The sequence below is a fragment of the Bradyrhizobium sp. SZCCHNRI1009 genome, from assembly GCF_032487575.1.
Lineage (GTDB): Bacteria > Pseudomonadota > Alphaproteobacteria > Rhizobiales > Xanthobacteraceae > Bradyrhizobium.
This window is the reverse complement of the sequence record NZ_JAUEUL010000012.1, coordinates 123,811-148,409: the sequence shown is the minus strand read 5'-3', so window position 1 is coordinate 148,409 and position 24,599 is coordinate 123,811. Positions and strand designations below refer to the sequence as shown.

General features: G+C 67.0%; 19 protein-coding genes and 1 other RNA gene. 3 read left to right on the top strand and 17 right to left on the bottom strand.

Annotated features, from left to right (window positions below):
• Nucleotides 1–264: 264 nt before the first annotated feature.
• The 3 genes from QX010_RS21415 to murC all read right to left on the bottom strand — a co-directional run bounded on the left by QX010_RS21415 (nucleotide 265) and on the right by murC (nucleotide 3,878).
• Nucleotides 265–1,266 carry a D-alanine--D-alanine ligase gene (locus tag QX010_RS21415; RefSeq protein WP_316181720.1) on the bottom strand — a complete coding sequence of 334 codons (1,002 nt, stop codon included), beginning with the start codon at nucleotides 1,264–1,266 and terminating at the stop codon, nucleotides 265–267.
• A 70-nt stretch (nucleotides 1,267–1,336) separates the two neighbouring features.
• On the bottom strand, nucleotides 1,337–2,260 hold the full coding sequence (gene murB, locus QX010_RS21410; RefSeq protein ID WP_316181719.1) for a UDP-N-acetylmuramate dehydrogenase: 924 nt from the start codon (nucleotides 2,258–2,260) through the stop codon (nucleotides 1,337–1,339).
• A gap of 214 nt (nucleotides 2,261–2,474) precedes the next feature.
• On the bottom strand, nucleotides 2,475–3,878 hold the full coding sequence (gene murC / locus QX010_RS21405; RefSeq protein WP_315802118.1) for a UDP-N-acetylmuramate--L-alanine ligase: 1,404 nt from the start codon (nucleotides 3,876–3,878) through the stop codon (nucleotides 2,475–2,477).
• A gap of 360 nt (nucleotides 3,879–4,238) precedes the next feature.
• Between murC and QX010_RS21400 the strand changes: the two genes are divergently transcribed.
• Nucleotides 4,239–4,976, top strand: a complete 738-nt coding sequence (locus QX010_RS21400) for a carbonic anhydrase (protein ID WP_316181769.1) — start codon at nucleotides 4,239–4,241, stop codon at nucleotides 4,974–4,976.
• Nucleotides 4,977–4,981: 5 nt separating this feature from the next.
• Here the strand turns inward: QX010_RS21400 and QX010_RS21395 are convergent, their stop codons facing one another.
• The 10 genes from QX010_RS21395 to rsmH form a co-directional block, all read right to left on the bottom strand.
• Nucleotides 4,982–5,839 carry a hypothetical protein gene (locus tag QX010_RS21395; protein ID WP_316181718.1) on the bottom strand — a complete coding sequence of 286 codons (858 nt, stop codon included), beginning with the start codon at nucleotides 5,837–5,839 and terminating at the stop codon, nucleotides 4,982–4,984.
• A 26-nt stretch (nucleotides 5,840–5,865) separates the two neighbouring features.
• Nucleotides 5,866–6,969 carry an undecaprenyldiphospho-muramoylpentapeptide beta-N-acetylglucosaminyltransferase gene (gene murG, locus QX010_RS21390; RefSeq protein ID WP_316181716.1) on the bottom strand — a complete coding sequence of 368 codons (1,104 nt, stop codon included), beginning with the start codon at nucleotides 6,967–6,969 and terminating at the stop codon, nucleotides 5,866–5,868.
• A 47-nt stretch (nucleotides 6,970–7,016) separates the two neighbouring features.
• The gene (gene ftsW, locus QX010_RS21385) at nucleotides 7,017–8,168 is read right to left on the bottom strand and encodes a putative lipid II flippase FtsW (RefSeq protein WP_316181715.1); all 1,152 of its coding nucleotides are present in this window, start codon (nucleotides 8,166–8,168) and stop codon (nucleotides 7,017–7,019) included.
• A 243-nt stretch (nucleotides 8,169–8,411) separates the two neighbouring features.
• Nucleotides 8,412–9,812 carry a UDP-N-acetylmuramoyl-L-alanine--D-glutamate ligase gene (murD, locus tag QX010_RS21380; protein WP_316181714.1) on the bottom strand — a complete coding sequence of 467 codons (1,401 nt, stop codon included), beginning with the start codon at nucleotides 9,810–9,812 and terminating at the stop codon, nucleotides 8,412–8,414.
• 1 nt (nucleotide 9,813) lies between these two features.
• Nucleotides 9,814–10,920, bottom strand: a complete 1,107-nt coding sequence (mraY, locus tag QX010_RS21375; protein WP_315802113.1) for a phospho-N-acetylmuramoyl-pentapeptide-transferase — start codon at nucleotides 10,918–10,920, stop codon at nucleotides 9,814–9,816.
• A gap of 186 nt (nucleotides 10,921–11,106) precedes the next feature.
• Nucleotides 11,107–12,483 carry a UDP-N-acetylmuramoyl-tripeptide--D-alanyl-D-alanine ligase gene (gene murF, locus QX010_RS21370; protein ID WP_316181712.1) on the bottom strand — a complete coding sequence of 459 codons (1,377 nt, stop codon included), beginning with the start codon at nucleotides 12,481–12,483 and terminating at the stop codon, nucleotides 11,107–11,109.
• Nucleotides 12,480–13,940, bottom strand: coding sequence for a UDP-N-acetylmuramoyl-L-alanyl-D-glutamate--2,6-diaminopimelate ligase (locus tag QX010_RS21365; protein ID WP_316181710.1), 1,461 nt, complete (start codon nucleotides 13,938–13,940; stop codon nucleotides 12,480–12,482). Before QX010_RS21365 ends, murF begins: the two co-directional genes overlap by 4 nt.
• Before the next feature lie 71 nt (nucleotides 13,941–14,011).
• Nucleotides 14,012–15,760 carry a penicillin-binding protein 2 gene (locus QX010_RS21360; protein ID WP_315802110.1) on the bottom strand — a complete coding sequence of 583 codons (1,749 nt, stop codon included), beginning with the start codon at nucleotides 15,758–15,760 and terminating at the stop codon, nucleotides 14,012–14,014.
• Entirely contained in the window at nucleotides 15,757–16,149 is a 393-nt protein-coding gene (locus QX010_RS21355) for a hypothetical protein (RefSeq protein ID WP_315713444.1), read from the bottom strand. Before QX010_RS21355 ends, QX010_RS21360 begins: the two co-directional genes overlap by 4 nt.
• A gap of 3 nt (nucleotides 16,150–16,152) precedes the next feature.
• On the bottom strand, nucleotides 16,153–17,148 hold the full coding sequence (gene rsmH / locus QX010_RS21350; RefSeq protein ID WP_316181708.1) for a 16S rRNA (cytosine(1402)-N(4))-methyltransferase RsmH: 996 nt from the start codon (nucleotides 17,146–17,148) through the stop codon (nucleotides 16,153–16,155).
• Nucleotides 17,149–17,675: 527 nt separating this feature from the next.
• Here rsmH and QX010_RS21345 point away from each other — a divergent pair.
• Nucleotides 17,676–18,527 (top strand): N-acetylmuramoyl-L-alanine amidase, encoded by an 852-nt coding sequence (locus QX010_RS21345; protein ID WP_315802108.1) that lies wholly within the window; start codon nucleotides 17,676–17,678, stop codon nucleotides 18,525–18,527.
• 4 nt (nucleotides 18,528–18,531) lie between these two features.
• Here QX010_RS21345 and QX010_RS21340 read toward each other — a convergent pair whose 3' ends face one another.
• Together QX010_RS21340 and QX010_RS21335 are read right to left on the bottom strand one after the other, a co-directional pair.
• The gene (locus tag QX010_RS21340; RefSeq protein WP_316181707.1) at nucleotides 18,532–19,776 is read right to left on the bottom strand and encodes an RNA polymerase sigma factor; all 1,245 of its coding nucleotides are present in this window, start codon (nucleotides 19,774–19,776) and stop codon (nucleotides 18,532–18,534) included.
• Nucleotides 19,777–19,809: 33 nt separating this feature from the next.
• A complete protein-coding gene (locus QX010_RS21335; RefSeq protein WP_315802106.1) occupies nucleotides 19,810–20,163 on the bottom strand; it encodes a YciI family protein in 354 nt (117 codons plus the stop codon).
• A gap of 140 nt (nucleotides 20,164–20,303) precedes the next feature.
• Between QX010_RS21335 and rnpB the strand changes: the two genes are divergently transcribed.
• Nucleotides 20,304–20,744, top strand: an RNA gene (gene rnpB, locus QX010_RS21330) — RNase P RNA component class A.
• A 48-nt stretch (nucleotides 20,745–20,792) separates the two neighbouring features.
• Here rnpB and QX010_RS21325 read toward each other — a convergent pair.
• Complete coding sequence (locus tag QX010_RS21325) at nucleotides 20,793–22,610, bottom strand: ABC transporter ATP-binding protein (RefSeq protein WP_316181705.1); 1,818 nt, start codon at nucleotides 22,608–22,610, stop codon at nucleotides 20,793–20,795.
• A 272-nt stretch (nucleotides 22,611–22,882) separates the two neighbouring features.
• The gene (locus QX010_RS21320; RefSeq protein ID WP_316181703.1) at nucleotides 22,883–24,472 is read right to left on the bottom strand and encodes a DHA2 family efflux MFS transporter permease subunit; all 1,590 of its coding nucleotides are present in this window, start codon (nucleotides 24,470–24,472) and stop codon (nucleotides 22,883–22,885) included.
• Between the last annotated feature and the right edge of the window lie 127 nt (nucleotides 24,473–24,599).

The window sequence follows — 24,599 nt, the reverse complement described above, 5'->3', positions numbered from 1 at the left end:
ACTCGCGGACCCACGCCCACGGTCCCGGCCGACCGGATCCCTTCCGACCATCGCGACGCGGTTCGTCACGACGGCCCGACCTGGCAGCCGAGCACCACTGAGGCGCCAGCGTTAACCTTCGGACGTCCTGGTAAACAAAAAGTAAAATCGGTCCGAGGAGACGAATTTTTTCTCCGATTTATGAGGACCTTGCCCGGAATTCTTAAGCATTTTACGGGTTACAGGAACCACCGGGGGACGCCGGGCCGGGTTCCTCCGGTGCGCCTACCGCACGCCGGATCGGCGGCTGCGCCTCTCGGCCAGGGCGATCTGCTGATTGAGGAAATCGACAATGGCGATGCCCTGGGCCGCCAGAGCCTTCGGGTAGAGCGAGGCGGCCGTCAGGCCCGGCAGGGTATTGGTCTCCAGATAGACCGGACCGTTGGCCGCGACGATGAAGTCGGTGCGCGAGTAGCCGCCGCAGGACAGCGCGCGATGCGCCTTGATCGCCTCAGCCTGGAGCGCCGCAGTGATCTCCGGACTGAAGCGGCCCGGACAGATTTCCTTCGTCGCCGCCGCGAGGTACTTCGCGAAATAGTCGAAGGCGCCATCGGCGGGGAGGATCTCGATCGGCGGCAGCGCGATCAGCGAGCCGTCGGCCTGCTCGAGCACGCCGCAGGTCGCCTCGGTCCCGGTGACGAACGGCTCGATCAGATATTCCTCGGTCGCGGCCGCTGCCTTGACGGCGACGAGGTCCTGGCTGGCGTTGACGAAGATCAGGCCGAAGCTCGAGCCGTCCTTCACGGGCTTCGCGATCAGCCGGCCGTAGCGCGCGAGCGCGGCCTCGGCATCATCCAGCGCGACACCCTCGGCCGCCGTGACACCGCCGAGCACGGCGAAGCGTTTGGCGGCAACCTTGTCGAAGGCGAGGTGCGAGGCCGCCGAGCTCGAGCCAGTGAACGGCACGCCACGAAGCTCGCACATCAGTTGAAGCTCGCCATTCTCCGCCCGGCCGCCATGCAGGCCGAGCACCAGGACCCGATCTTCGGCCCCGGCGCGATCGATCGCCTCGCTGAGCGTGCCGATCCTGGCGCCATCGGCGGTGAACGGCTCCTCGAACGGCTTGGCATGCGCGGCCAGCGCTTGGCCGCTGGCCTGATGCACGGTGTCATCGACGTCCCAGAACCACAGCTCAGCCTCGGGCAACGCGGCGTGCAGGGCTTTCGCGCTCGCGACCGAGACGAGGCGCTCCTTGTTGGAGCCGCCGAACAAAATCGTGGTGCGCATCAATGTCTTCTCGATTGATCTCACAATCGCGGTCGCGATTGCGCTGACGTCACGTGAGCAGGCGGCTCGATCAGCTCGCCTTGATTCCAATCCGCTTGATCTCCCACTGCAGCTCGATCCCCGAGCCCGCCTTGACCCGCTCGCGGACGGTCTCGCCGAGCGTCTCGATGTCGTCGGCGGTGGCGTTGCCGAGGTTGATCAGGAAGTTGCAGTGCATTTCCGAGACCTGGGCGCCGCCGACCCTGAGTCCACGACAGCCGGCGGCATCGACCAGCTTCCAGGCGGAATGTCCCGGCGGATTCTTGAAGGTCGAGCCGCCCGTCTTCTCGCGGATCGGCTGCGCCGTCTCGCGATGCGCCTGCACCTCCGCCATGCGCGCCCGGATCGCCTCCGGCGCCGAGGGCGTGCCGCGGAAGCGCGCGGCCGTGAAGATCAGCGCCGGATCGACGCCGCTCGCGCGATAGGTGAACTTCATCTCGGCATTGTTGAAGCGGTGCGTCTCGCCGTTTCGGTCGACAGCGATCGCTTCAATGAGAATGTCTTTGGTCTCGCCGCCATTGGCGCCGGCATTCATCCGCAGCGCCCCGCCGATGGTGCCGGGAATGCCGAACAGGAATTCCAGGCCCGCGAGGTTGGCCGACGCGGCGACCTCCGCGACGCGCTTGTCGAGCGCGGCGGTGCCGGCCGTGACGATGTCGCCTTCCGCCTTGACCTCGCCGAACGCGCGCGGCGCCAGCCGGATCACGACACCGGGGACGCCACCATCACGCACGATCAGGTTGGAGCCGACGCCGATGACGTAGAGCGGGATATCCGTTGGGAGGTGCTTTAGGAAATAGGCGAGGTCGTCGGCATCCGCCGGCGTGAACAGCACCTGCGCCGGTCCGCCGACACGAAACCAGGTGAGCGGCGCGAGCGTCTCATTGGCGAGCAGCCGTCCGCGCAGCTCCGGCATGGCCGTTTTGAGATCGGGGGTGATGTCGGGAAAGGTCATGCGGCGGCCTGCCTCGTTTGGGCCGACGTCGTTGCGACGTAGCACGCTCCGTTCCCTCCCCCCTTGTGGGGGAGGGCTAGGGAAGGGGGTACCACGCACTCCGGAGTCTGCGGCTCACCCCCCTCCCTGCCCCTCCCCCACAAGGGGGGAGGGAACGGAGAGGCTACGTCGAGTGGCCTGACTTTCTCGGTGAACCGCTGGTTCAACACCGCCCTCACCCCAGTGCCTTCAACTCGCCGGGCAGCGCGTAGGCCCATTGCGTGATGTTGCCGGCGCCGAGGCACACGACGAGGTCACCGGGCTTGGCGAGGTCCTTGACGATACGAGCGAGATCGGCGGCCTTCGGCAGCGGCACCACGTCGCGATGGCCGTGGGCGCGCAGGCCCAGGACGAAGTGGTCGCGATCGATGCCCTCGATCGGCGCCTCGCCGGCCGGATAGACGTCGGCCACGACGACCGCATCGGCGTCGTTGAAGCAGGTGCAGAACTCTTCGAACAGCGACTGCAGCCGGGTGTAGCGATGCGGCTGCACCACGGCGACGACCTTGCCGTTGGTGGATTCGCGCGCCGCCTTCAGCACGGCGGCGATCTCGACGGGGTGATGCCCGTAGTCGTCGATCACGGTGACGCCGTTCCACTCGCCGGTGCGGGTGAAGCGGCGCTTGACGCCGCCGAAGCCGGCAATCGCCTTGCGGATGGCCTCGTCGGACAGGCCGAGCTCGCGCGCGACCGCAATGGCCGCCGTTGCGTTCGAGGCATTGTGCCGGCCTGGCATCGGCAGCGCGATGTCGGCAATCTCGTGCGTCTCACCGCTCTTGCGGTCGCGGAACACGACCTTGAACGACGAGCCGCCGCCCATCGGCGCGAGGTCGACGAGCCGGACATCGGCCTGCGGGTTCACGCCATAGGTGATGATGCGGCGGTCCTCGATCTTGCCGACCAGCGCCTGCACCACCGGATGATCGATGCACATCACCGCGAAGCCGTAGAACGGCACGTTCTCGACGAAGGCGCGGAACGCGTCCTGCACGGCCTCGAAGGTCTTGAAATGATCGAGATGCTCGGGATCGACATTGGTGACGATGGCGACATCCGCCGGCAGCTTCAGGAAGGTGCCGTCGCTCTCGTCGGCCTCGACCACCATCCATTCGCCGGCGCCGAGCCGCGCATTGGTGCCGTAGGCATTGATGATGCCACCATTGATGACGGTCGGATCGAGGCCGCCGGCATCGAGCAGCGCCGCGACCATCGATGTCGTCGTGGTCTTGCCATGGGTGCCGGCGATCGCGACGCAGCTCTTCAGCCGCATCAGCTCGGCCAGCATCTCGGCACGCCGCACGACCGGGATGCGCTGGGCGCGCGCGGCCATCAGCTCCGGATTGTCGCGCTTGATCGCGGTCGAGACCACCACGACGTCGGCGCCCGCGACGTTCTCGGCCTTGTGCCCGACGCTGACGGTGATGCCCTTCTCGCGCAGCCGCGCGACATTGGCGTTGTCGGAGGCGTCGGAGCCCTGCACCGTGTAGCCGAGATTGCACAGCACCTCGGCGATGCCGCTCATGCCGATGCCGCCGATCCCGACGAAGTGGATGGGTCCGATCTCGCGCGGCAGTCTCATGGGGCGTCTCGTCTCAAGGGTTCCGGGCGTCCCCACCGGAGGGAGCGGCCGCGAATCATCAGCCCTTCTTGCAAGACATGGCCGACCTGGACAAGTCCGCCCGGGCAGTAAGAAGTGCCAAATTCGCAGGCGTTCGCCCGGTTTTAGCCGATTTTGGCAGCCCGGCCGGCGGCGATCGGCCAGGAGTTCCCGCTCGATCCCTCCCTTCACGAATTATTAAGCGCGATCACATGCCGCCCCCTCCCAACGGGATACCTGCAATTTTTGCGCGCTCACTGCGTCAGTTCGCGTGGCATGAGTAGCCGTGCGGCCGGCGTGCCGGGCACGCATATTTCAATCTTTGATGGAGAACCCTCGCCGATGTGCTCGCTGTGTGAAACGCACCCTCCCGTATTGTCCCGCCGCCGGCTGCTCGGCGGCGGCGCAGTGCTGGCTGCCGCGGCGGTCGGCGCACTTCCGGCGTTTGCCAAGGAAGCCAAGCAGGCGAACGACAGCGCAATGCCGCCCAACGCCATCTCTCCGGATGACGCGATGAAACGCATCGTCGATGGCAATGCGCGCTACGTCGCCGGCAATCTCGACAACAAGGATTTTTCGGCCGGCCGGGCGGCGCGCGCCGCGGCCCAATACCCGATCGCCGCGATCGTGAGCTGCGCAGATTCCCGGGTCGCGCCCGAGCTGGTGTTCGATCAGGCGCCCGGTGAGCTGTTCGTGGTCCGCGTCGCCGGCAATTTCGTCAATGACGACGGCCTCGCCAGCCTCGAATACGGCGTCAAGTTCCTCGGCACGCCTCTCGTGCTGGTGCTCGGTCACAGCGGCTGCGGCGCCATCGATGCGACGATCAAGGTGCTCAAGGACGGCACCAAACTGCCAGGCCACCTGCCCGCATTGATCAATGCGCTCAAACCCGGCGTCGAGGCAGCGATCGCGAAGAAGCCGCAGGATCTGCTGGCCGAAGCCACCGCGGAGAACGTCCGCAACAATGTCCGGCGCCTCTCGACTGCCAAGCCGATCGTCGGCCGCATGGTCGCCGAGGGCAAGGTGAAGATCGTGGGCGGCATCTATGAGATCGGCACCGGCCGGGTCACGATGATCTGACGCCCTCAAGCCGGCCGCAGCACGCGATCCGCACGTGCGGCTGCGGCCGCGAGCCAGCACACCTGGTGGCAGAACCAAGCTTCCACGGAAGCCACGAAACCCGGCGTCAGCGTCAGATGCCGGCGCCCGTCGCCGAAGCGCAGCAGACCACGGCCCTCCATGGTCGCCAGCAGATTGCGGATATGGGAGCGCGAGACGCCGAGCGAGGTCGCAAGCTCCGCCGTCGAAATCGCGATGGCCTCGCGCCCAACCGCGGACCGGGCGACGAGCGTCAGGGCCAGATGGATGCCGCTGTCGTGCTCGTCGGTCCAGGCGAGATCGGGAAAGCCCGTCAGCGGCCGGTTGTCGCGGCAGAGCCAGCCCGCACATTGCCGGATCGTCTCCGCAAATAACGCGGCGTCGTCCTGCAGACGAAGGCTCAGTCCATCGGACTGCGTCAACCGCGCGTGGCAATCCAGGTGCATGGCAAGCCAGCCTCGCAGTCCCTCGAGGATGACGGGGCCAGGCACCAGATAGCGGATACGAGCGTCCTCGGGATCTCGCTCGACGGTCACCAGCGACAGACCGCGCAACACCGCGACGAACGCCGCCGTCTGCCGCGGACCCGGCAGCCGCATCTGCAGACGCGTCAGTGTCGGCCGCTCGACCGGCTTGCGCGCCGACATATGCATCATCACGATATGCGCAGCGATTTCCGTCGGAGCGCGCTGACCGAACAGCTTGATCATCAGGCGCTGGCCGCGCAGCGGCGCAATCAGCCGGTCGCAGAATTCCACGAGCACAGGCACGAAGGACGGATGCCGCCGCAAGCGCATCGGACGATCGTCGGGCAGGATGCCGCCATCGTCGGAGCTCCGGTTCATCTTGGGATCACCGTGCACTCGCGCGACTAGAGCGCCGCCGTCCTGATCACGAGATCGGCCAGACGTTCCGCGGCATCGAGCCGGCCGGCCGCGCGCGCGGCCTGCGCCATGGCGGCGAGGCGCGCGGGCTCGGCGGCGAGCGCCGAGATCTCGGAGGCCAGCCTGTCGGAGGTGAATTCGGTCTGCACGATCCGGATCGCGGCGCTCGCGTCCGACAGCACGCCGGCATTGGCGAACTGGTCCTGGTCGATGGCGCCGGGCAGCGGCACCAGGATCGAGGGCCGGCCGATCGCGGCGAGCTCGGCCACGGTACCGGCGCCTGAGCGCGAGATCACGAGATGATTGGCGGCGAGCCGCGCCGGCAGGTCGGTGAAGAACGGCTGCAGCTCGGCGTTGATCTTCAGCCGGTCGTAGAGCGCGCGCACCCGCGCCATGTCCTCCTGGCGCACCTGCTGGGTCAGCATCAGCCGGCCCCAGAGCGCCGGCTCCAGCCGCTCGATCGCGCCGGGCACGATGTCGCTCATGATGCGCGCGCCCTGGCTGCCGCCGACCACGAGCAGCCGCAGCGGCCCGGCGGTCTCGGGCGGAACATAGGGCACGGCCGCGGCTTCCAGGATCGCGGGGCGCATCGGGGTGCCGACCGTGGTCGTCTTGGCCGAGAGCGCCGGATCGCGGTCGAGCACGCCCGGCAAGGAGGTCGCGATCGCCTTCACATGCGCGGACAGGAAGCGGTTGGCGCGGCCGAGCACGGCATTGGCGTCGTGGATCAGGCTGGGCACGCCGGCGAGGCGTGCCGCCAGCAGCGGCGGCACGGTCGGATAGCCGCCGAAGCCGATCACGGCCGCGGGCTTGAGCCGCCGCATCAGGTTGAAGGCCGCGATGGTGCCGGTGCCGAGCAGCAGCGCGGTCCGCGCGAGTGCGACCGGCGAGCGGCTGCGCACCGTCTCGCTCGGCACCACGTCGATCATGTCCTTGGTGAACAGGCCACTGTAGCGCAGCGCGCGCGCATCGGTGACGAGACGGACGCGATAGCCGCGCCTGATCAGCTCGACGCCGAGCGCTTCAGCAGGAAACAGATGGCCGCCGGTGCCGCCGGCCGCGAGCAGAATGAGAGGCGCGGTTGAGGTCATGCGGGCTTGTTTACAGGCAATGTGTCGTCATTGCGAGCAAGGCGACCTCAAGCGTAATTGCGCACCGCGCCGGCTGCGTCGCCTGCCTCGACCTCCATCCGCGGCCGCTGCCGGGTCAGCGCCAGCATCATGCCGACGCCATAGGCGAGCGACACGATCGAGGAACCGCCGTAGGAGATGAAGGGCAAGGTCATGCCCTTGGCCGGGATCAGCTGCAGGTTGACGGAGATGTTGATGGCCGCCTGGATGCCGAACAGGATCGCGAGGCCCGACGCTGCGAAGCGCGCGAAGCTGTCCTCGGTCGCATAGGCGCGCGACAGCGTGCGGATCACGATGAACGCAAACAGCGCGACCAGCGCCAGGCACAGGATGATGCCGAACTCCTCGGCGGCGACCGCGAACACGAAATCGGTGTGACTGTCCGGCAGGCTGCGCTTGGCGATGCCCTCGCCCGGCCCAAGGCCGAACCAGCCGCCATTCGAGAACGCCTCCATCGCGGTGTCGACCTGGAAGGTGTCGCCCGAGGCCGGGTTCATGAAGCGCTTGATGCGGCCGGCGACGTGCGGGACCAGGAGATAGGCGCCGAACAGGCCGGCGGCGGCGGCGCCCGCGAGACCAGCGACCCAGATCATGCGCATGCCGGCGATGAAGAACAGCGAGCCCCAGACCATCAGGATCAGCATGGTCTGGCCGAAATCCGGCTCCATCACCAACAGCGACACCAGCATCAGCAGCAGCACCAGCGCCATGGTGGTCGCCGGCATGTCGGGCCGCCGCGCGGATTCCGAGAACAACCAGGCGGAAACGACGACGAAGGCCGGCTTCGCCGCCTCGGACGCCTGGATGTTGACGCCGATCAGCGTGATCCAGCGCCGCGAGCCCTTCACCTCCGGGCCGATCGCGAGCGTCAGCACGATCAGCACGATGGCGATCGCGAACACCACCAGCGCGCTGCGCCGGATCTGGCGCGGCGACAGGAAGGACACGCCGATCAGCACGATGAACGACGGCAACAGGAACAGGACGTGTCGGTTGAAGAAGTGGAACGGATCGAGCCCGATCCGGGTCGCCACCGGCGGGCTGGCCGCGAGCGACAGGATCACCCCGCACAGCATCAGCGCGAGGATGGAGCCGAGCAGCGGCTTGTCGACCGTCCACCACCAGTCGGACAGCGGATTGCGTTCTTCACGGGAGAGCATCGGGCGTCCACCTGAGCCGAGACATCGGCCCATTGGCGCCCAGGATGGTTATCGAAGGGTTAAGGGCCTCTCAACTGTCGTCCCGGACAAGCCGTGGCGCGCGCCAGCGCGTCGCGGCGCCGATCCGGGACCCATACGCCGTAGCCGTCGTGATGGGCAAAGAGCCAATGGCCGGCGTGCCTCAAGCTGCTCCCTGCGGGTATGGGTCCCGGCGTTCGCCGGGACGACAGCGGTGTTTGCGGCCTAGACAACCCGCTCCACACCCGGCAGCGCCTGCACCAGGTCGCGGAAATGCGTGCCGCGGATTTCGAAGTTGCGGAACTGATCGAAGGAAGCGCAGGCCGGCGACAGCAGCACGACGGCATCCTTTAATCCCGAGGCCTCCGCATCGGCGGCAGCCTGCGCGACCGCGACCTCCAGCGTGCCGGACATCTCGTGCGGCACCTTGTCGCCAAGCGTTCCGGCGAACTCGGAAGCCGCCTCGCCGATCAGATAGGCCTTGCGAATGCGCGGGAAGAAGCCGGCGAGGCTGGTGATGCCGCCCGCCTTGGGCTTGCCCCCGGCGATCCAGAAGATGTCGGCAAAGGACGACAGCGCATGCGCGGTCGCATCTGCGTTGGTGCCCTTGGAGTCGTTCACGAACAGCACGTTGCCGCGGCGGCCGACCTGCTCCATGCGGTGCGCCAGACCTGGGAAGCTGCGCAGCCCCTGCTGCAGCACATCCTCCCTGACCCCGATCGCGAGCGCGGCAGCGGCGGCGCAGGCGGCGTTCTGGGCGTTGTGTTGACCGCGCAGCGAGCCGATGCCACCGAGACGTGCGACCTCGCTGCGCGCGCCCCCCGCGCTGCGCACGATCGTCTCGTGCTCGACGTACAGCCCATCCGCCAGCGGGTTCTTCACCGAGATGCGCACGACGCGCTTGCCGCCCCGGTCGAGCCGATCGGCGATCGCCCGCGAAAAACCGTCGTCGACACCGACGATCGCGGTGCCTTTGGACTGGACACCCGCCACCAGCCGCTCCTTCACCGCCGCATAGTTCTCGATTGTGCCGTGCCGGTCGATGTGGTCCTCGCTGACATTGAGCAGGATGCCGACGCTCGGATCGAGCGACGGCGTCAGGTCGATCTGGTAGGACGACATCTCGATGACGTGGACGCGGCCCATGCGCGGCGGCTCCAGCGACAGGATCGCGGTGCCGATATTGCCGCCCATCTGGGTATCGTAGCCGGCGACGCACATCAGATGCGCGATCAGCGCCGTCGTGGTCGACTTGCCATTGGTACCGGTGATCGCGACGAATGGCGCATCCGGCGCGTGCCGCCTGCGCTCGCGGCAGAACAGCTCGATGTCGCCGATCACCTCGACCCCGGCCTCGCGCGCCTTCAACACGCTCCAATGCGGGACCGGATGGGTCAGCGGCACGCCGGGCGCCAGCACCAGCGCGGCGAAGTTCGCCCAGGAGACGGTGCGCAGATCGGCGGTGATGAAGCCTGCCTTCGCCGCTTCCGTCATCCGATCGGCGCCGTCGTCGGCCGCGATCACTTCGGCCCCGCCGGCCCGCAGAGCATGACAGGAGGCCAGCCCCGAGCCGCCGAGCCCGAAGACGGCGACGGTCTTGCCGGCAAATGAGGTAACGGGGATCATGTCAGCGCAGCTTCAAGGTCGAGAGACCGACCAGGGCCAGCATCACCGAGATGATCCAGAACCTGATCACGATCTGCGGCTCGGTCCAGCCGAGCTGCTCGAAATGATGGTGGATCGGCGCCATCTTGAAGATGCGCTTGCCGGTCAGCTTGAACGAGGCCACCTGCACGATCACCGACACGGCCTCCAGCACGAACAGGCCGCCGATGACCGCCAGCACGATCTCGTGCTTCACCGCGACCGCGATCGATCCGAGCATGCCGCCGAGGGCCAGCGAGCCGGTGTCACCCATGAAGATCGACGCCGGCGGGGCGTTGAACCAGAGGAAGCCGAGGCCCGCGCCGAGCACCGCGCCGCACAGCACGGCAAGCTCGCCAGTGCCCGCGACATAATGGATCTGCAGGTAATCGGAAAAAACCGCGTTGCCGGCGAGATAGGCGATCAGACCGAAGCTGGCGGAGGCGATCATCACCGGGACGATGGCCAGGCCGTCGAGTCCATCGGTCAGGTTGACGGCATTGCCGGCGCCGACGATGACGAACGCGCCGAAGATGACGTAGAGCCAGCCGAACTTGATGACGAGTTCCTTGAAGAACGGAATGGCAAGCCCGGTCGCGGACGGATCGCGCCCGAGCCGCACCAGCGCATAACAGGCGACCAGCGCGATCGCAGCCTCGATCAGCAGACGCAGTCTGCCGGCAAAGCCGGAATGCGACTGTTTGGTCACCTTCAGATAGTCGTCATAGAAGCCGACGAAGCCGAAGCCGAGCGTCACCGCGAGCACGATCCAGACGTAGGGGTTGAGCGGATTGGCCCACAGCACGGTGGAGACGACGAGGCCCGACAGGATCATCAGGCCGCCCATCGTGGGCGTGCCCTTCTTGCTGATGATGTGCGATTGCGGGCCGTCGGTGCGGATCGGCTGGCCCTTGCCCTGGCGCAGGCGCAGATGATCGATGATCCACGGCCCGAACAGGAACACGAACAGCGCCCCGGTGACGACCGCGCCGCCCGTACGGAACGTGATGTAGCGGAACACGTTCAGCAATCCGCGAAACACGGACAGGCTCGGAAACGTATTCGTCAGCTCGATCAACCAGTAGAACATCCAACCCGCCTATGCCGCCTCACCGAGACCGCGAACACGGATTCGCTCGCGAATCCGGTCCAGCCTCTTTTAACCATGATCGGGGCCGGGTGCGAATCATAGGCCGGCGGAAAGACCCGTCCGGCACGATCGCTTCGACCGCCAGTGGAAAATATCGTTCTGCCGCGCCGCGATATCGCCCGATTTTCAAGCGGGCCGCTGCAGCGCCGCGGCGAGCTTCGACACGAACTTGTTGACCCAGAAGATCTTCTTGCTGCCCTTGATGACGACGACGTCGCCCGGCGCCAGCAGCGCCGCGACCCGGCCGGGATCCAGCGTCACCGGATCCTCGTGCCAGCCGAGCCGCTTTGCGTGCGGCAGGCTGTCGAACAGGTGACGCATCAGCGGACCGACGCAATAGACGCCATCGACCCCGGCGAGATGAGCCACCATCCCCTGATGATAGGCCGGCGCCTCGGCGCCGAGCTCGAGCATGTCGCCAATCACGGCGATGCGCCGCCCCCGCACCGGTCGCGCCTGCAGACTGTCGAGCGCTGCCGCCATGCTGGCCGGATTGCCGTTGAAGCTGTCGTCGATGAGAACGATGTCGCCGACGGTCTGCTCGACGCCACGGCCCGTCATGATGCCGACATGGCCGAGCGTCGGCGCGAGCAGCGCCGGATCGAGCCCGGCCGCTGCGATCGAGGCCAGCGCCGCCAGCGCATTGTGCAGGCGATGCGGCGCACCGGGCGTCAGCGCGAATGCGACGCGACGACCGGCGACATCGGCGATCACATCCCAGGCTTCGCCGCGCGAGTTGTGCGAGAGCTCGCGCACCTCCGCATCGCCGCCGAAGCGGATCACCTTGCCCGTCCATTCCGGCGCCGCGAGATCTGAGGGAAGCACGAGGACGCCATCGGCTGGCAGACCGCGCGCGATCGAGACCTTCTCTTTCCTGATCGCTTCCAGGCTGCCGAGCTTCTCCAGATGCACCGGCTGGACGTTGACGACCAGCGCCACCGTCGGCTGCGACAGCTCCGTCAACCGCGCGATCTCGCCTGTCTGGTTCATGCCCATCTCGACGACCCAGACCGAAGCGGAGGGATCGGCGTTGCACAGCGTCAGCGGCACGCCCCAGAAATTGTTGAAGCTGGACGGACTCGCGGACGCGCCGGGATAGGCGGCGATGAATTCCTTGGTCGAGGTCTTGCCGGCGCTGCCGGTCAACCCGATCACCGGGCCGTGGAAGCGCGCCCGCGCGGCGCGCGCCAGCGCCCACAGCCCATCGATCAGCGTGTCCGGCACCACGAGCTGCGGCACGGTGACGCCATCGATCCTGTGCGGCACGATCATCGCCACCGCGCCAGCCGCTTCGGCGTTCGCCGCAAACTCCCAGCCATCGCGGCTGGAGGCAAAGCTCGACACGAAGCCGCCACTCGGCGTGCCGCTCAGCGCCACGAACAGGCTGCCGGGCTTCACCGCGCGGCTGTCCTGCGTGACGAAGTCGATTCGAGTCTCCGGATAGTCGCCGGTGAGGCCGAGCGCGCGCGCCGCCTCTGCCACGGTCCACAGCGCCTTCGTCATGATGTCCTCGATGCCAACGCGTCCGCGACCGCTTCATGATCGCTGAAATGCAGAATATTGCTGCCGATGATCTGTCCGGTCTCATGGCCCTTGCCGGCGATCACGAGCGCATCGCCGAGCTGCAGCTCGCCGATGGCGACCCGGATCGCCTCCGCCCGGTCGCCGATCTCGCGCGCCCCGGGTACGGCCGCCAGGATCGCGGCGCGGATCGCAGCCGGATCCTCGCTGCGCGGATTGTCATCGGTGATGATGACGCTGTCGGCCTCTTCGGCGGCGATCGCGCCCATCAAGGGACGCTTGCCGGTGTCACGGTCGCCGCCGGCGCCGAACACGACGACGAGTTTTCGGGCGGCATAGGGCCGCAGTGCATGCAGCGCCTTGGCGAGCGCGTCCGGCTTGTGCGCGTAGTCGATGAAGATGGGCGCACCATTGTGCTCGCCGACCAGCTCAAGCCGGCCCTTGGCGCCCTCGAGCTGCTCGAGCGCTTCGAACACGGCCTGCGGATCGCTGCCGGTGCCGATCGCAAGGCCCGCTGCGACCAGCGCATTCTCGATCTGAAACGCGCCGACCAACGGCAGGCGGACCGCATGCATGCGGCCGCAATGCTGGATCTGGAGCTGCTGCGCAAAGCCGTCGATTGCAGCGGCCACGAGACAGATGCCCTCGCCCGCGCCATCGCCATGGGTCCCCACCGTCATCAGGCGAAGACCGCGCGTCTGCGCCGCAGCGATGACCTCCGGCGAGCACTCATGATCGGCCGAGATCACCGCAGGCCCGCCCGGCGGAACGAGATCGCGGAACAGCCTGAGCTTGGCGTTGAGGTAGTGCGTGATATCCGGATGATAGTCCATGTGGTCGCGCGACAGGTTCGTGAACCCGCCGGCCGAGACCCTGACACCGTCGAGCCTGAACTGATCGAGCCCGTGCGACGAGGCCTCGAACGCCAGATGGGTGACGCCGTCCTGCGTGATCTCGTCGATCTGCCGATGCAGCGCGATCGGATCGGGCGTCGTCAGCGAGCCGTAGACGGTGCGCTTGTCCGACACCAGCCCGACGGTCCCGATGCTGGCCGAGCTGCGGCCGAGCTTCTGCCAGATCTGCCGCGTGAAGGCGGCGACCGACGTCTTGCCGCTGGTGCCGGTGACGGCGGCAATCGTTGCCGGCTGGCGCGGATAGAACCGCGACGCAGCCAGCGCGAGCGCCCGCCGCGGGTTCGGCAGCGCGATGAATGGAACGGCCAGCTCTGTTCCAGGACCCGCCCCACCGGCTACGGCAACCGCGCCGGCCGCGATCGCCGCCGCGATGAAGCGGGAACCATCGGTCTTGGTGCCGGAGAGTGCAAAAAACAGGTCGCCGGGCCGCACGGCGCGGCTGTCGACGGCGAGGCCGGATATCTCGACTGCGGCGATGGGAGCGTCGAGCGTCGCCTGATCGCCCAGGAGGTCGTGAAGTTTCATCCTGGTTCCGTGCCAGTCCTGGCCCCGCCCGGGGATGGCGGCAGCTCCAAAGCCTGCGATTCGACGACGGCTTACTGTGTCAGCCGCGATGCCGCAAGAATTTGGCGGTCGGACGGCGGCAGGTCGAACCGGGGCTCGATTCCCAGCAGCGGCCCGATCCGGGAGATCACGTTGCCGGCGGTCGGCACCGCGTTCCAGCCCGAGGTGATGAAGCCATAGGTTTCCTTCAACGGCTGCGGCTCGTCCAGCATGATCAGCAGCTGGTATTTTGGCTTGTCCGCCGGGATCACTGCGGTGAAGAGGGTCAGCACCTTCTTCTTGGCGTAGCGGCCGTTGATCACCTTCTCGGCGGTGCCGGTCTTGCCGCCGATGTAGTAGCCCTTCACGTCAGCCTTGCGCGCGGTGCCGATCTCGGCGTTCAGACGCATCAGATAGCGCATCTTTTCGGAGGTCTCCGGCTTGATCACGCGCTTGGCGACCTGCATCGCCTCCGCCTCGGTGCGCTTCATGAAGGTCGGCGGGATCAGATAGCCGCCATTGACCAGCGCGCTGACGCCCATCACGCCCTGCAGCGGCGCCACCGCCATGCCGTGACCAAACGCGATCGTGATCGTGTTCAATTCGCTCCAGCGCTTGGGCAGGATCGGCGAGGCACTCTCCGGCAACTCGGTGCGCAACCGGTCGAACTGGCCCATCTTGCGCAGGAATGCCTTGTGGCCCTCGACGCCCTGAGTCAAAGCGATCCTGGCGGCGCCGACGTTGGAGGAGAAGGTGAACACCTCCTTCATGGTAAGGAAGCGGCCCTTCGGCTCGTCGTCGTGAATGGCGAATTTGCCGTAGTGCAGCGGCCCGCGTGCATCCCACAGCGAGTTGAGATCATACTTGCCAGTGTCGAGCGCCATCGCGAGGGTGAACGCCTTGAAGGTCGAGCCCATCTCGTACACGCCCGTGGTCAGGCGGTTGATCCGGTCTGGATCGTGCGCTTCCTTCGGGTTGTTGGGATCGAAATCCGGCAGCGACACCATGGCGATGATCTCGCCGGTCCTGACATTGACGACGAGACCGGAGGCCGCCTTGGTCTTGAACTTCTCCTTGGCCTTGAGCAGTTCGTCGCGCAGCGCATGCTCGACGCGTAGGTCGACCGACAGTTCAACCGGCCGCTGCAGTCGGTCGGTGGCGAAGCCGGCGCGATGCAGGTCGGCGAGGCCCTGATTATCGAGCCACTTCTCCATGCCGGCGATGCCCTGGTTGTCGATGTTCACCAGGCCGATCAGATGCGCCACCTCGTTGCCGGTCGGATAGACACGCTTGTTCTCGCGCAGGAAGCCGATGCCCGGCAGGCCGAGGCGATGAATGTCCTGCTGCTGCTTCGGCGTCATCTCGCGCTTCAACCAGACGAAGCCCTTGCGCGACATCAGTCGGTCGCGGACCTCGCCCGTATCGAGATCCGGCAAGGTCGCCGTCAGTAGCTCGATCGCCTCGTCCTTGTCGATGAGGCGACGCGGCTCGGCGAACAGGCTCGGCGTCTTCACGTCGGTGGCGAGAACGGCGCCGTTGCGGTCGACGATATCGGGGCGCGCGGTGGCGATGGCGTCCTGCTGCGCGGCGCGCCGCGCGCTCGGACCATCCGAGCCGATCGCGAACATCACGAGGCGGCCGCCGATCACCGCGTAGACGGCGGCAAAGGCAATGATCGCGAGGCCGACGCGCGCGCGCGCCTTGGCAGTCCGATCGACATCGCGCCCATACAGCAGCGTGCGCACCAGACGTTGCCGCCAGGGTTCCTGCGGCTTGACGTCGGGCCGAAGCTGATCGGTCATTGCTGATCCTCCGGGCGACGCACTGACCCGGTCACGGGGGGCTCTTCGTTGATCGCGTCGATCGCATCGATCATCGATCCGATCGGATCCGGATTGTCCGGTCGCGCAAATCGCGGGGGCCGCTCCGGCAGATTCTTCAGGCTGTCGTATTGCGTGGCGTTGAGCGGCTTCAGCGGCAGATGCCGCTCGACCAGCCCTTGCAGCCGCAGCGGCGCGTCGAGCTTGGCCCATTCCGCGCGCAACACTGCGATGGCCTCGCGCTGCTCGCGGATCTCGGCGCGCAATTGCAGCACGCGCTCGACCCGTGCCGTGGAGTCCATCTTGATGCGATAGACATAGGCCGCCGCGAAGATCAGCGAGCAAATCACGACGAGGTGCAGGAGGCGCATCGGTCAGCCTCCTCGCAGGACATCGGCCAGGCGCGGCCAGGGCGAAGAAGATGCCGAAGCGTGCGCCGGCGCGGCCGTACGCTCGGCACCGCGCAGCTTGGCGGACCGCGCCCGCGGATTGGCGTCGGTCTCGGCCTCCGCGGCCACGACCGGCTTGCGGTTGAGCAGTTGGAAGCTCGGTGCCTCCTGCGCGATCTCGGGCAAATGGCGCGAGCCGCCGCCGGTTCTGCTGCGCTCGGCGAGGAACGTCTTGACGATGCGGTCCTCGAGCGAATGGAACGAGACGACCGCCAGCCGGCCGCCCGGTGCCAACACGCGCTCCGCGGCCGACAGCGCCTGTTCGAGCTCGTCCAGCTCCTCGTTGACGAGAATGCGCAACGCCTGGAACGTGCGCGTCGCCGGATGGATGTCGCCAGGCTTGGATCTCACCACGCGCGCGACGATGTCGGCAAGCTGCCGCGTCGTCGTGATCGGCTGTTCCTTGCGCGCGGCCACGATGGCCCGCGCCACGGCGCGCGAGTGCCGCTCTTCGCCAAAGATATAGATGACGTCGGCCAGAGCGCGCTCGGCAGCGTGGGCGACGACATCGGCGGCCGTCGGTCCCGTGCCGCCCATCCGCATGTCGAGCGGGCCGTCGAACCTGAACGAGAAGCCGCGCGCGGCGGAGTCGAGCTGCATCGAGGAGACGCCGACATCCATCACGACGCCGTCGACATGCGTGAGGCCTTGCGATGCACAGATGTCGGCCAATGCCGAGAAGCGGTTCTCGACCAGTTTCAGGCGATCGCCCGCTTCGGCGAGGAGACCAGCGCCGCCGGCGATTGCAGTGCTGTCGCGATCGATCCCTATGACCCGTGTTCCCGCCGTCGCCAGGATCAGGCGCGTATAGCCGCCGGCGCCAAAGGTCGCATCGACGTAGGTTCCGCCGTCGCGCGGCGCCAGCATCTCGACCGCTTCGGGGCCGAGCACCGGGACGTGTCGCTGGTCAGCCGTACTCACGCGGCCGCTCCGCGAGCGCGCCGTTGCTTCAGACTGATTTTGGTCGGCAGCGAGCCCATCGCGCCTTCGATCCTCGCGCCCCGTCAACTCGCCAAGCCATCTCTCGGGACGCTCCGTCATCCGTGGAGCCGTCACGACATCAGCAGCACGATCCGGCCATGTCGAGACCCTCGATCCGACAGCGATCGCACGGCGCCGGAGCGCCCCGGAACCGGTTTCGATCGTAATCTGCCGTGCAGGACCTTGCATCGTGGCGGCTTGCCGTCCCGAAAGCCGGCTTGGCTCTTCACCACTCAGTAACGGCGTTTAGCGTTAACAAACCGTTGACGGTCTGTGGCGGATGTTAGGCACTTGGAGTGCGAAGCAGAGCCGGCGCGCCGGTCGGCGGACGTGCCGTCGCGATACAACGGTCGGCTCAATATCGAGGGCTCGCATGCGATTTCGATTGCGGCTGGGACATGTAAAAGAGTAGTGCCTGCCCATATCCGGTTTGAGCCATCGCCGCCGCCGTCCGCTTCGAGTCGTTCATGCCCAATCCCTCCGACAAGCCGGAATCGAAGCGTTCCCGTGCGCTGCCGATCCCCAAAGGCGTTGCCGACCTGCCGGTCTTTACGCCGGACTCGTCGGTCGCCTCCGACGTCATCCCGTCGGCCAATTTCGGCGAGCGCAAGGGCGGGCGCCAGCCGGACATGATCATTCTGCACTACACCGGCATGCCGGATGTCGAAGGGGCGATCACCAAGCTGTGTACCGCCGGCAGCGAGGTCTCCGCGCATTACGTCGTGCTCGAGGACGGACGCATCGTCCAGTGCGTGCCGGAGGCCTTGCGCGCATGGCACGCGGGTCTCTCGTCATGGGGCGGCGAGGAGGACATCAATTCGTGCTCGATCGGCGTCGAGATCGTCAATCGCGGCCACGATTGGGGCTATCCGGATTTCCCACCGCGGCAGATCGCGGCGGTGATCGCGCTGTGCCGGGGCATCATGCTCCGCCGCAACGTCCCGGCGCATCGCGTGCTCGGGCATTCCGACGTCGCGCCCGCGCGCAAGAAGGATCCGGGCGAGAAATTTCCGTGGCATTCGCTGGCGAATTCCGGCGTCGGCCATTGGGTGCAGCCGGCGGCGATCACCAAGGGCGAGACGCTGAAGCTCGGCAGCATCGGCGACGACGTCAAGGGCCTGCAGAAGGCGCTCGCCAAATACGGCTATGGCGTGCCGATCACCGGCAAATTCGACGGCATCACCATGGATGTGGTCACGGCGTTCCAGCGACACTTCCGCCCCGAAAAGATCGACGGCATCGCCGACCGCTCGACCTTGTGGACGCTGCATGCGCTGCTGACGAGCCTTCCGGCCGAGGATCAGGCGCCGCGCGCCTGACGCGTCAGGCCTCCGCGTCGAGCTCCCCGAGCCGGCGTGCATAGAGACGCCTGAGCGGCGCGAGCTGCGTCGCTGCGCTCGCCTCGCGATAGGCCGCGCTTGCCTCGTCGCGCCGGCCGAGCCGCCGCAGGAGGTCCGCCCGCACTGCCGGCAGCAGATCGTACTGCTTCAATCCGCCACGGGCGGCCAGCGCATCGACCAGCGCCAGCGCCCGCGCCGGGCCGTCGACCATCGAGACAGCGGCTGCATGATTGAGCTCGATCACCGGCGATGGTGCGATCCGCAGCAGAACCTCGTAGAGGCCGACGATCTGCCGCCAGTCCGTTTCAGCGTAACTGGACGCCTGGGCATGAAGCGCGGCGATCGCCGCCTGGACCGTGTAGGACTGCGGCAGCCCCTTCATGCCCAGCGCCTGTTCGACCAGCCCCAGCCCTTCGGCGATCTGCTCGCGATTCCACAGCGAGCGGTCCTGCTCCTCCAGCAGGACGATGTCGCCCGCCGCATCGGTTCGGCCGGCGCGCCGCGCATCGTGCAGCAGCATCAACGCGAGCAGGCCCTTGATGTCGCGCGCCTCCGGCATCAAGCCAAGCAGCAGCCGACCCAGCCGGATCGCCTCGCGCGCGAGATCCTCGCGAATCAGCTCCGTGCCCGAGGTCGCGAGATAGCCCTCGGTGAACACCAGATAGATCACGGTCAGGACGCCGCGCAGCCGCTCCTCGAGCGCGTCGCGTCCCGGCACCTCATAGGGAATGCCGGCAAGGCGGATCTTCTGCTTGGCGCGGACCAGGCGCTGCGCCATCGCCTCCTCGCCGGTGACAAAAGCGCGGGCGACCTCGGCGGTGGTGAGGCCGCAGACCGTGCGCAGCGTCAACGCGACCTGGACCTCCGGCGCGAACGACGGATGGCAGCAGGTGAAGATCAGCCGCAGCATGTCGTCGTCGAGATCGGCCGGCGCGTCGGCGTCGTCGTTGGCGGCATCACGCTCGATCGCATGAACGATCTCCGCCTCCTTGTCGCGAAAATTGCTCCGCCGCCGGATGCGATCGATGGCCTTGTTGCGGGCGACATTGACCAGCCACGCCCGCGGGTTGGCGGGAGCGTCGGACCCCCGCCATTTGAGCAGCGCCGCAGCGAACGCATCCTGCAGCACGTCCTCGGCCAGATCGAAGTCACCGACGAGCCGGATCAAGGTCGCGAGTGCGCGGCCGGCCTCATCGCGGAACACCTTGTCGATCGCATCGGGCGTCATCGGTGACCTTCTCGGCAGCGAGCCGCACCGGTCTCAATGATTGTATTGCCAGACCGGCCGCACCTCGATCGAGCCGAGCCGGGCGCCGGGAATCCGCGCGGCAATCCCGATCGCCTCGTCGAGATTCTTGGCCTCGATCATGTAGTAGCCGCCGAGCTGCTCGCGGGTCTCGGCGAACGGACCGTCGGTGGTGAGGATCTTGCCGTCCCGCACCCGCACGGTGGTCGACGTCGTGGTCGGCTGCAGCCGATCGCCGCCCTTGTAGTTGCCGCTCGAGATGATGGACTGGGTGAAGGCCTGATATTCCGCCAGCATCTTCCCTTCGGCCGCCTTCTCCATCTTCGCGTATTCGACCTCGTTCAGATAGATCATCAACAGATACTGCATCGGACTTGCTCCTCATGTTCGGCTGGATCGCCGACATCCAGTCGAACGGCGCCGACATGGAACGACACGCGAAGGATAATATTTTTCGCCGGCATGGCGATGGCTTGACGTGCTGCTCGGAAAGCCCCATTCAGGCCGCATCAGTCGGCCGGACGGCCGCTCCGGCAAGCGCCGAAAGGCCGCCGGGGAGGAAAGTCCGGGCTCCATCGACATGCGGTGCCGGATAACGTCCGGCGGGGGCGACCCCAGGGACAGTGCCACAGAGAACGAACCGCTTCCTCCCGCGAGGGAGGCAAGTAAGGGTGAAAAGGTGCGGTAAGAGCGCACCGCGGGGCCGGCAACGGAACCGGCATGGTAAACCCCACCGGGAGCAAAACCGAATAGGGACGGCCACGCGGAGACAATCGCCCAGGCACTTTGTGTCAGGCGATGACGTCCGCGGGAGCGATGTCAGGCTCGCCGTCCGGGTAGGTTGCCCGAGGTCACGCGCAAGCGCGATCCCAGAGGAATGGCCGTCGCGTATCGTCATGCGCAAGTGTGGCGGTGCCCTACAGAACCCGGCTTACAGGCCGGCTGATATGTTCATGAGGGGCTCGGCGCCGACAGCGCCGGGCCCCTCACCATTTGTGTTATCCCGCCGCCGAGAGCTGGCCGAACTCGATGGCCTGCCGCTCGAACAGGCTGCGATAGAGTCCGCCAGGCTTGCCGACCAGCGCGGCGTGGCTGCCCTGCTCGACGATGCGGCCACGATCGAACACCAGGATGCGGTCGAGGCTGCGCACGGTTGCCAGCCGATGCGCGATCACGATCGCGGTCCTGCCCTTCATCAGCCGCTCCATCGCCTCCTGGATCAGCGCCTCCGATTCCGAATCCAGGCTCGAGGTCGCCTCGTCCAGGATCAGCACGCGCGCATCCGCCAGGAACGCGCGCGCCAGCGCCACCCGCTGCCGCTCGCCGCCCGACAGCTTGACGCCGCGCTCGCCGACGAGCGTACCGTAGCCCTTCGGCAGCCGCGTGATGAACTCATGCGCGTTCGCAAGCCGCGCCGCCTGCTCGATCTCCGCCTGGCTGGCGCCCGGCCGGCCATAGGCGATGTTCTCGGCCAGCGAGCGGTGGAACAGGATCGGCTCCTGCTGCACGATCGCGATCTGGCTGCGCAGCGAGTCCTGCTTCGCATGGGCGATGTCCTGCCCGTCGATCAGGATCCGGCCGCCGCTCACGTCGTACAGCCGCTGTACCAGCTTGACGAAGGTCGTCTTGCCGGAGCCGGAGCGCCCGACGAGGCCGATCCGTTCGCCCGGCCGGATGTCCACCGACAGCCGATCGTACAGCGGCGCACGATGGCCGCCATAATGGAACGTCACCGCATCGAACACGATGTGGCCGCCCGTCACGGCGATCGGCTTGGCATCGGCGGCATCGACGATGCCGATCGGCTCGCCATGGATCGCCACCAGCTCGTCCATGTCGTTGACCGCACGCTGCAAGTTGTTGATGTGCATGCCGACGTCGCGCAGATAGGCATGGATCACATAGTAGCTGGTCAGCACATAGGTGACGTCGCCCGGCGAGGCCCTGCCCGCCATCCACAGCAGGACGGCGCCGCCGATCACCGAGGAGCGCAGGCACAAGAGCACGCCGAGCTGCACCGCAGCCGTGGTGTTGTAGCGCAGCCAGGTGCGGTTGACGCGCCGGGACCAGCGGCTGACGACGCGCATCAGCCTGGAGTCCTCGCGCGCCTCGGCGCCGAACGACTTCACCACCGCATTGCAGCTCAGCGCGTCCGCCAGGGTGCCGCCGACCTTGGTGTCCCAGGCATTGGAGATGCGCGCCGCGGGCGCGATGTACCGGGTCGAGAACGCCACCGTCATCGCGACGTACAGCACCGCGCCGACGGCGATGACCCCACCCAGCGCGCCCCAATGCAGGCCGAGCAGCACCATCGAGCCCAGCAGCACCGACAGCGACGGCAGCAGGGCCAGCAGGATGGTGTCGTTGTAGAGGTCGAGCGCCCACATTCCCCGGGTGATCTTGCGCACCGTGGAGCCGGCGAAACTGTTGGCGTGCCAGTCGGTCGAGAACCGCTGCACGCGCACGAAGGCGTCGCGCGCCACGTCGGACATGATGCGCAGGGTGAACGGCACGATCAGTTGCAGGCCCGACAATCGCAGCACGATCGAGGCGAAGCCCAGCGCGACGATGCCGGCGAATGCCACCAGCGCGGCATGTCGCGCATCGCCGTTTGCCGGGCCGAGCGTCAGCGCATCGACGAGCTTGCCGGAGAACACCGGCATGAACAGGTCGGCGGCGGTGGCGCCCAGCAGCGCGCATGCAATGCCGAGGGTCATGCGCGGCTGCTTCCGCCAGTGGCGGAACACGAACGGCATCACGACGCGGATGGCGGCGGGACGCTTGTCGGCCTTCAGGCCGGAGACGTCGACGGTCATGGCATCATCCGGCCGCGCGCGCAGCGCCAGCCGGCTCCAAATAATGCAGACGTGACGCGGCGCGCGGTCTGCGGATGAGTAATCAGGCGTTGGGAAGTTAGGCGGTGGTGCTCAAAGCGAGCGGCCGAACACCAGAACAGGCATCGAGCGGGTGCACGCGATCTGCAGATGCGATTCAGTCATGCAAATCTCCCCGGTTCGAGCGACAATTTTTGTTCCATACCATCGAGGGTATGATTTGGCAACCCGCGGCGCGCGCGGGGCCGCTCACGTCAATGTGCGTCGCCGCCGCCGGCCATCGGTGAGCTCGGCTTGTTGAGCAGCATCACCATGAAGCTCAGCGCGATGTAGAAGCAGGTCAGCATGAAGAACGCATCGCCATAGCCCATCACCACGGCCTGGCGGTGCACGATCTGCGAGAGCTGCTTCATCGCCATCAGCGCCGAGTCACCCATGCCTTGCAGCTTCTGCTGCAGCATGTTGAGCGTCTCCACCGCAGTGGCGTTGCCCCAGTTGACGCGCTCGTGCAGGCGGGAGATGTGCAGGTCGGTGCGGTCGTTCAGCACCTGGTTGATCACGGCAAGGCCGACGGCGCCGCCGAGATTGCGCATCAGGTTGAACAGGCCGGAGGCGTTCTTGACCCGGTCGGGCGCGAGCGTGCCGAGCGCGATGTTGTTGGTCGGCACCATCGCGAACATCATGCCGACGCCGCGCAGAACCTGCGGCAGGAACAGCTCCCAGAAATCGTAGTCGCGGGTGATGCCGGTCATCTGGTAGGAGCCGATCGCGAAGATCACGAGGCCGAACGCGATCATCAGGCGCATGTCGACCTTCAGCATCAGCCGACCGACCACCGGCGCCATCAGGAACATGGTGACGCCGGAGACGAACATCGTCTCGCCGATCATCAGCGCACTGTAGCCGCGGACCTCGGCGAGATAGCGCGGATAGATGTAGGTCAGGCCATAAAGGCCGATGCCGATGCAGAATTGCAGCAGGCAGCCGACCGCGAAGTTGCGGTTGCCGAACGCGAAGAGGTCGACGATCGGCTCGTCGGCCGTCAGCACCCGCCAGAAGAAGCACACCGCCGAGACGGCACAGACCGCAGCGAAGATCGCGACCGAGGTGTCCTGCAGCCATTCATATTGCGGCCCCTCCTCCAGCACGTATTCGAGCGAGCCGAGGAAGCCGGCCATGAACAACAGGCCCCACCAGTCGAAGCGATCGAGCAGCTCGAAATGCGGCTCGTCGAAATCGACGAGCGCCAGCACGCCGATCGTGATCAGGATGCCCGGCGGGATGTTGACGAAGAACAGCCAGTGCCAGGACATCGCATCGGTGATGTAGCCGCCGACGGTCGGGCCCACCGTCGGCGCCAGCGTGGCGACGAGGCCGATGATCGGCCCGACGATGTGGAATTTGGTGCGCGGAAACACCGTGTAGGCCGAGGCGAACACGGTCGGGATCATGCCGGCGCCGAGGAAGCCCTGCAGAGCGCGCCACAGGATCATCTGCTCGATCGAGGAGGCGAAGCCGCACAGGAAGCTGGAGATGGTGAAGCCGGCCGCCGAGATCGCGAACAACAGCCGCGTGCCGAGCGCGCGCGACAGGAAGCCGGACAGCGGGATCGCGATCACCTCGGCGATCAGATAGGCGGTCTGCACCCATGACACTTCGCTGGAGCTTGCCGACAAACCCGCCTGGATCTCGGTCAGCGACGCCGACACGATCTGGATGTCCAGGATCGACATGAACATGCCGAACACCATGATCAGGAACGCGATCAGACGCCGCGGCGCGATGCGGTCGGACGGCGCCGCCGGCGCGCTCATGGTGGGGTTGGCTGTGGTGGCGGTGGCCATGGTCAGTTAGTCCGCTTGGATCGAGGACCGCGCCGCATTCCCAGTGCGCTCCCCTCCCCCTTGTGGGGAGGGGCTGGGGGAGGGGGCCCACAACGGCGGTCTCGCCCGGAGTACCCCCCTCCCCAGC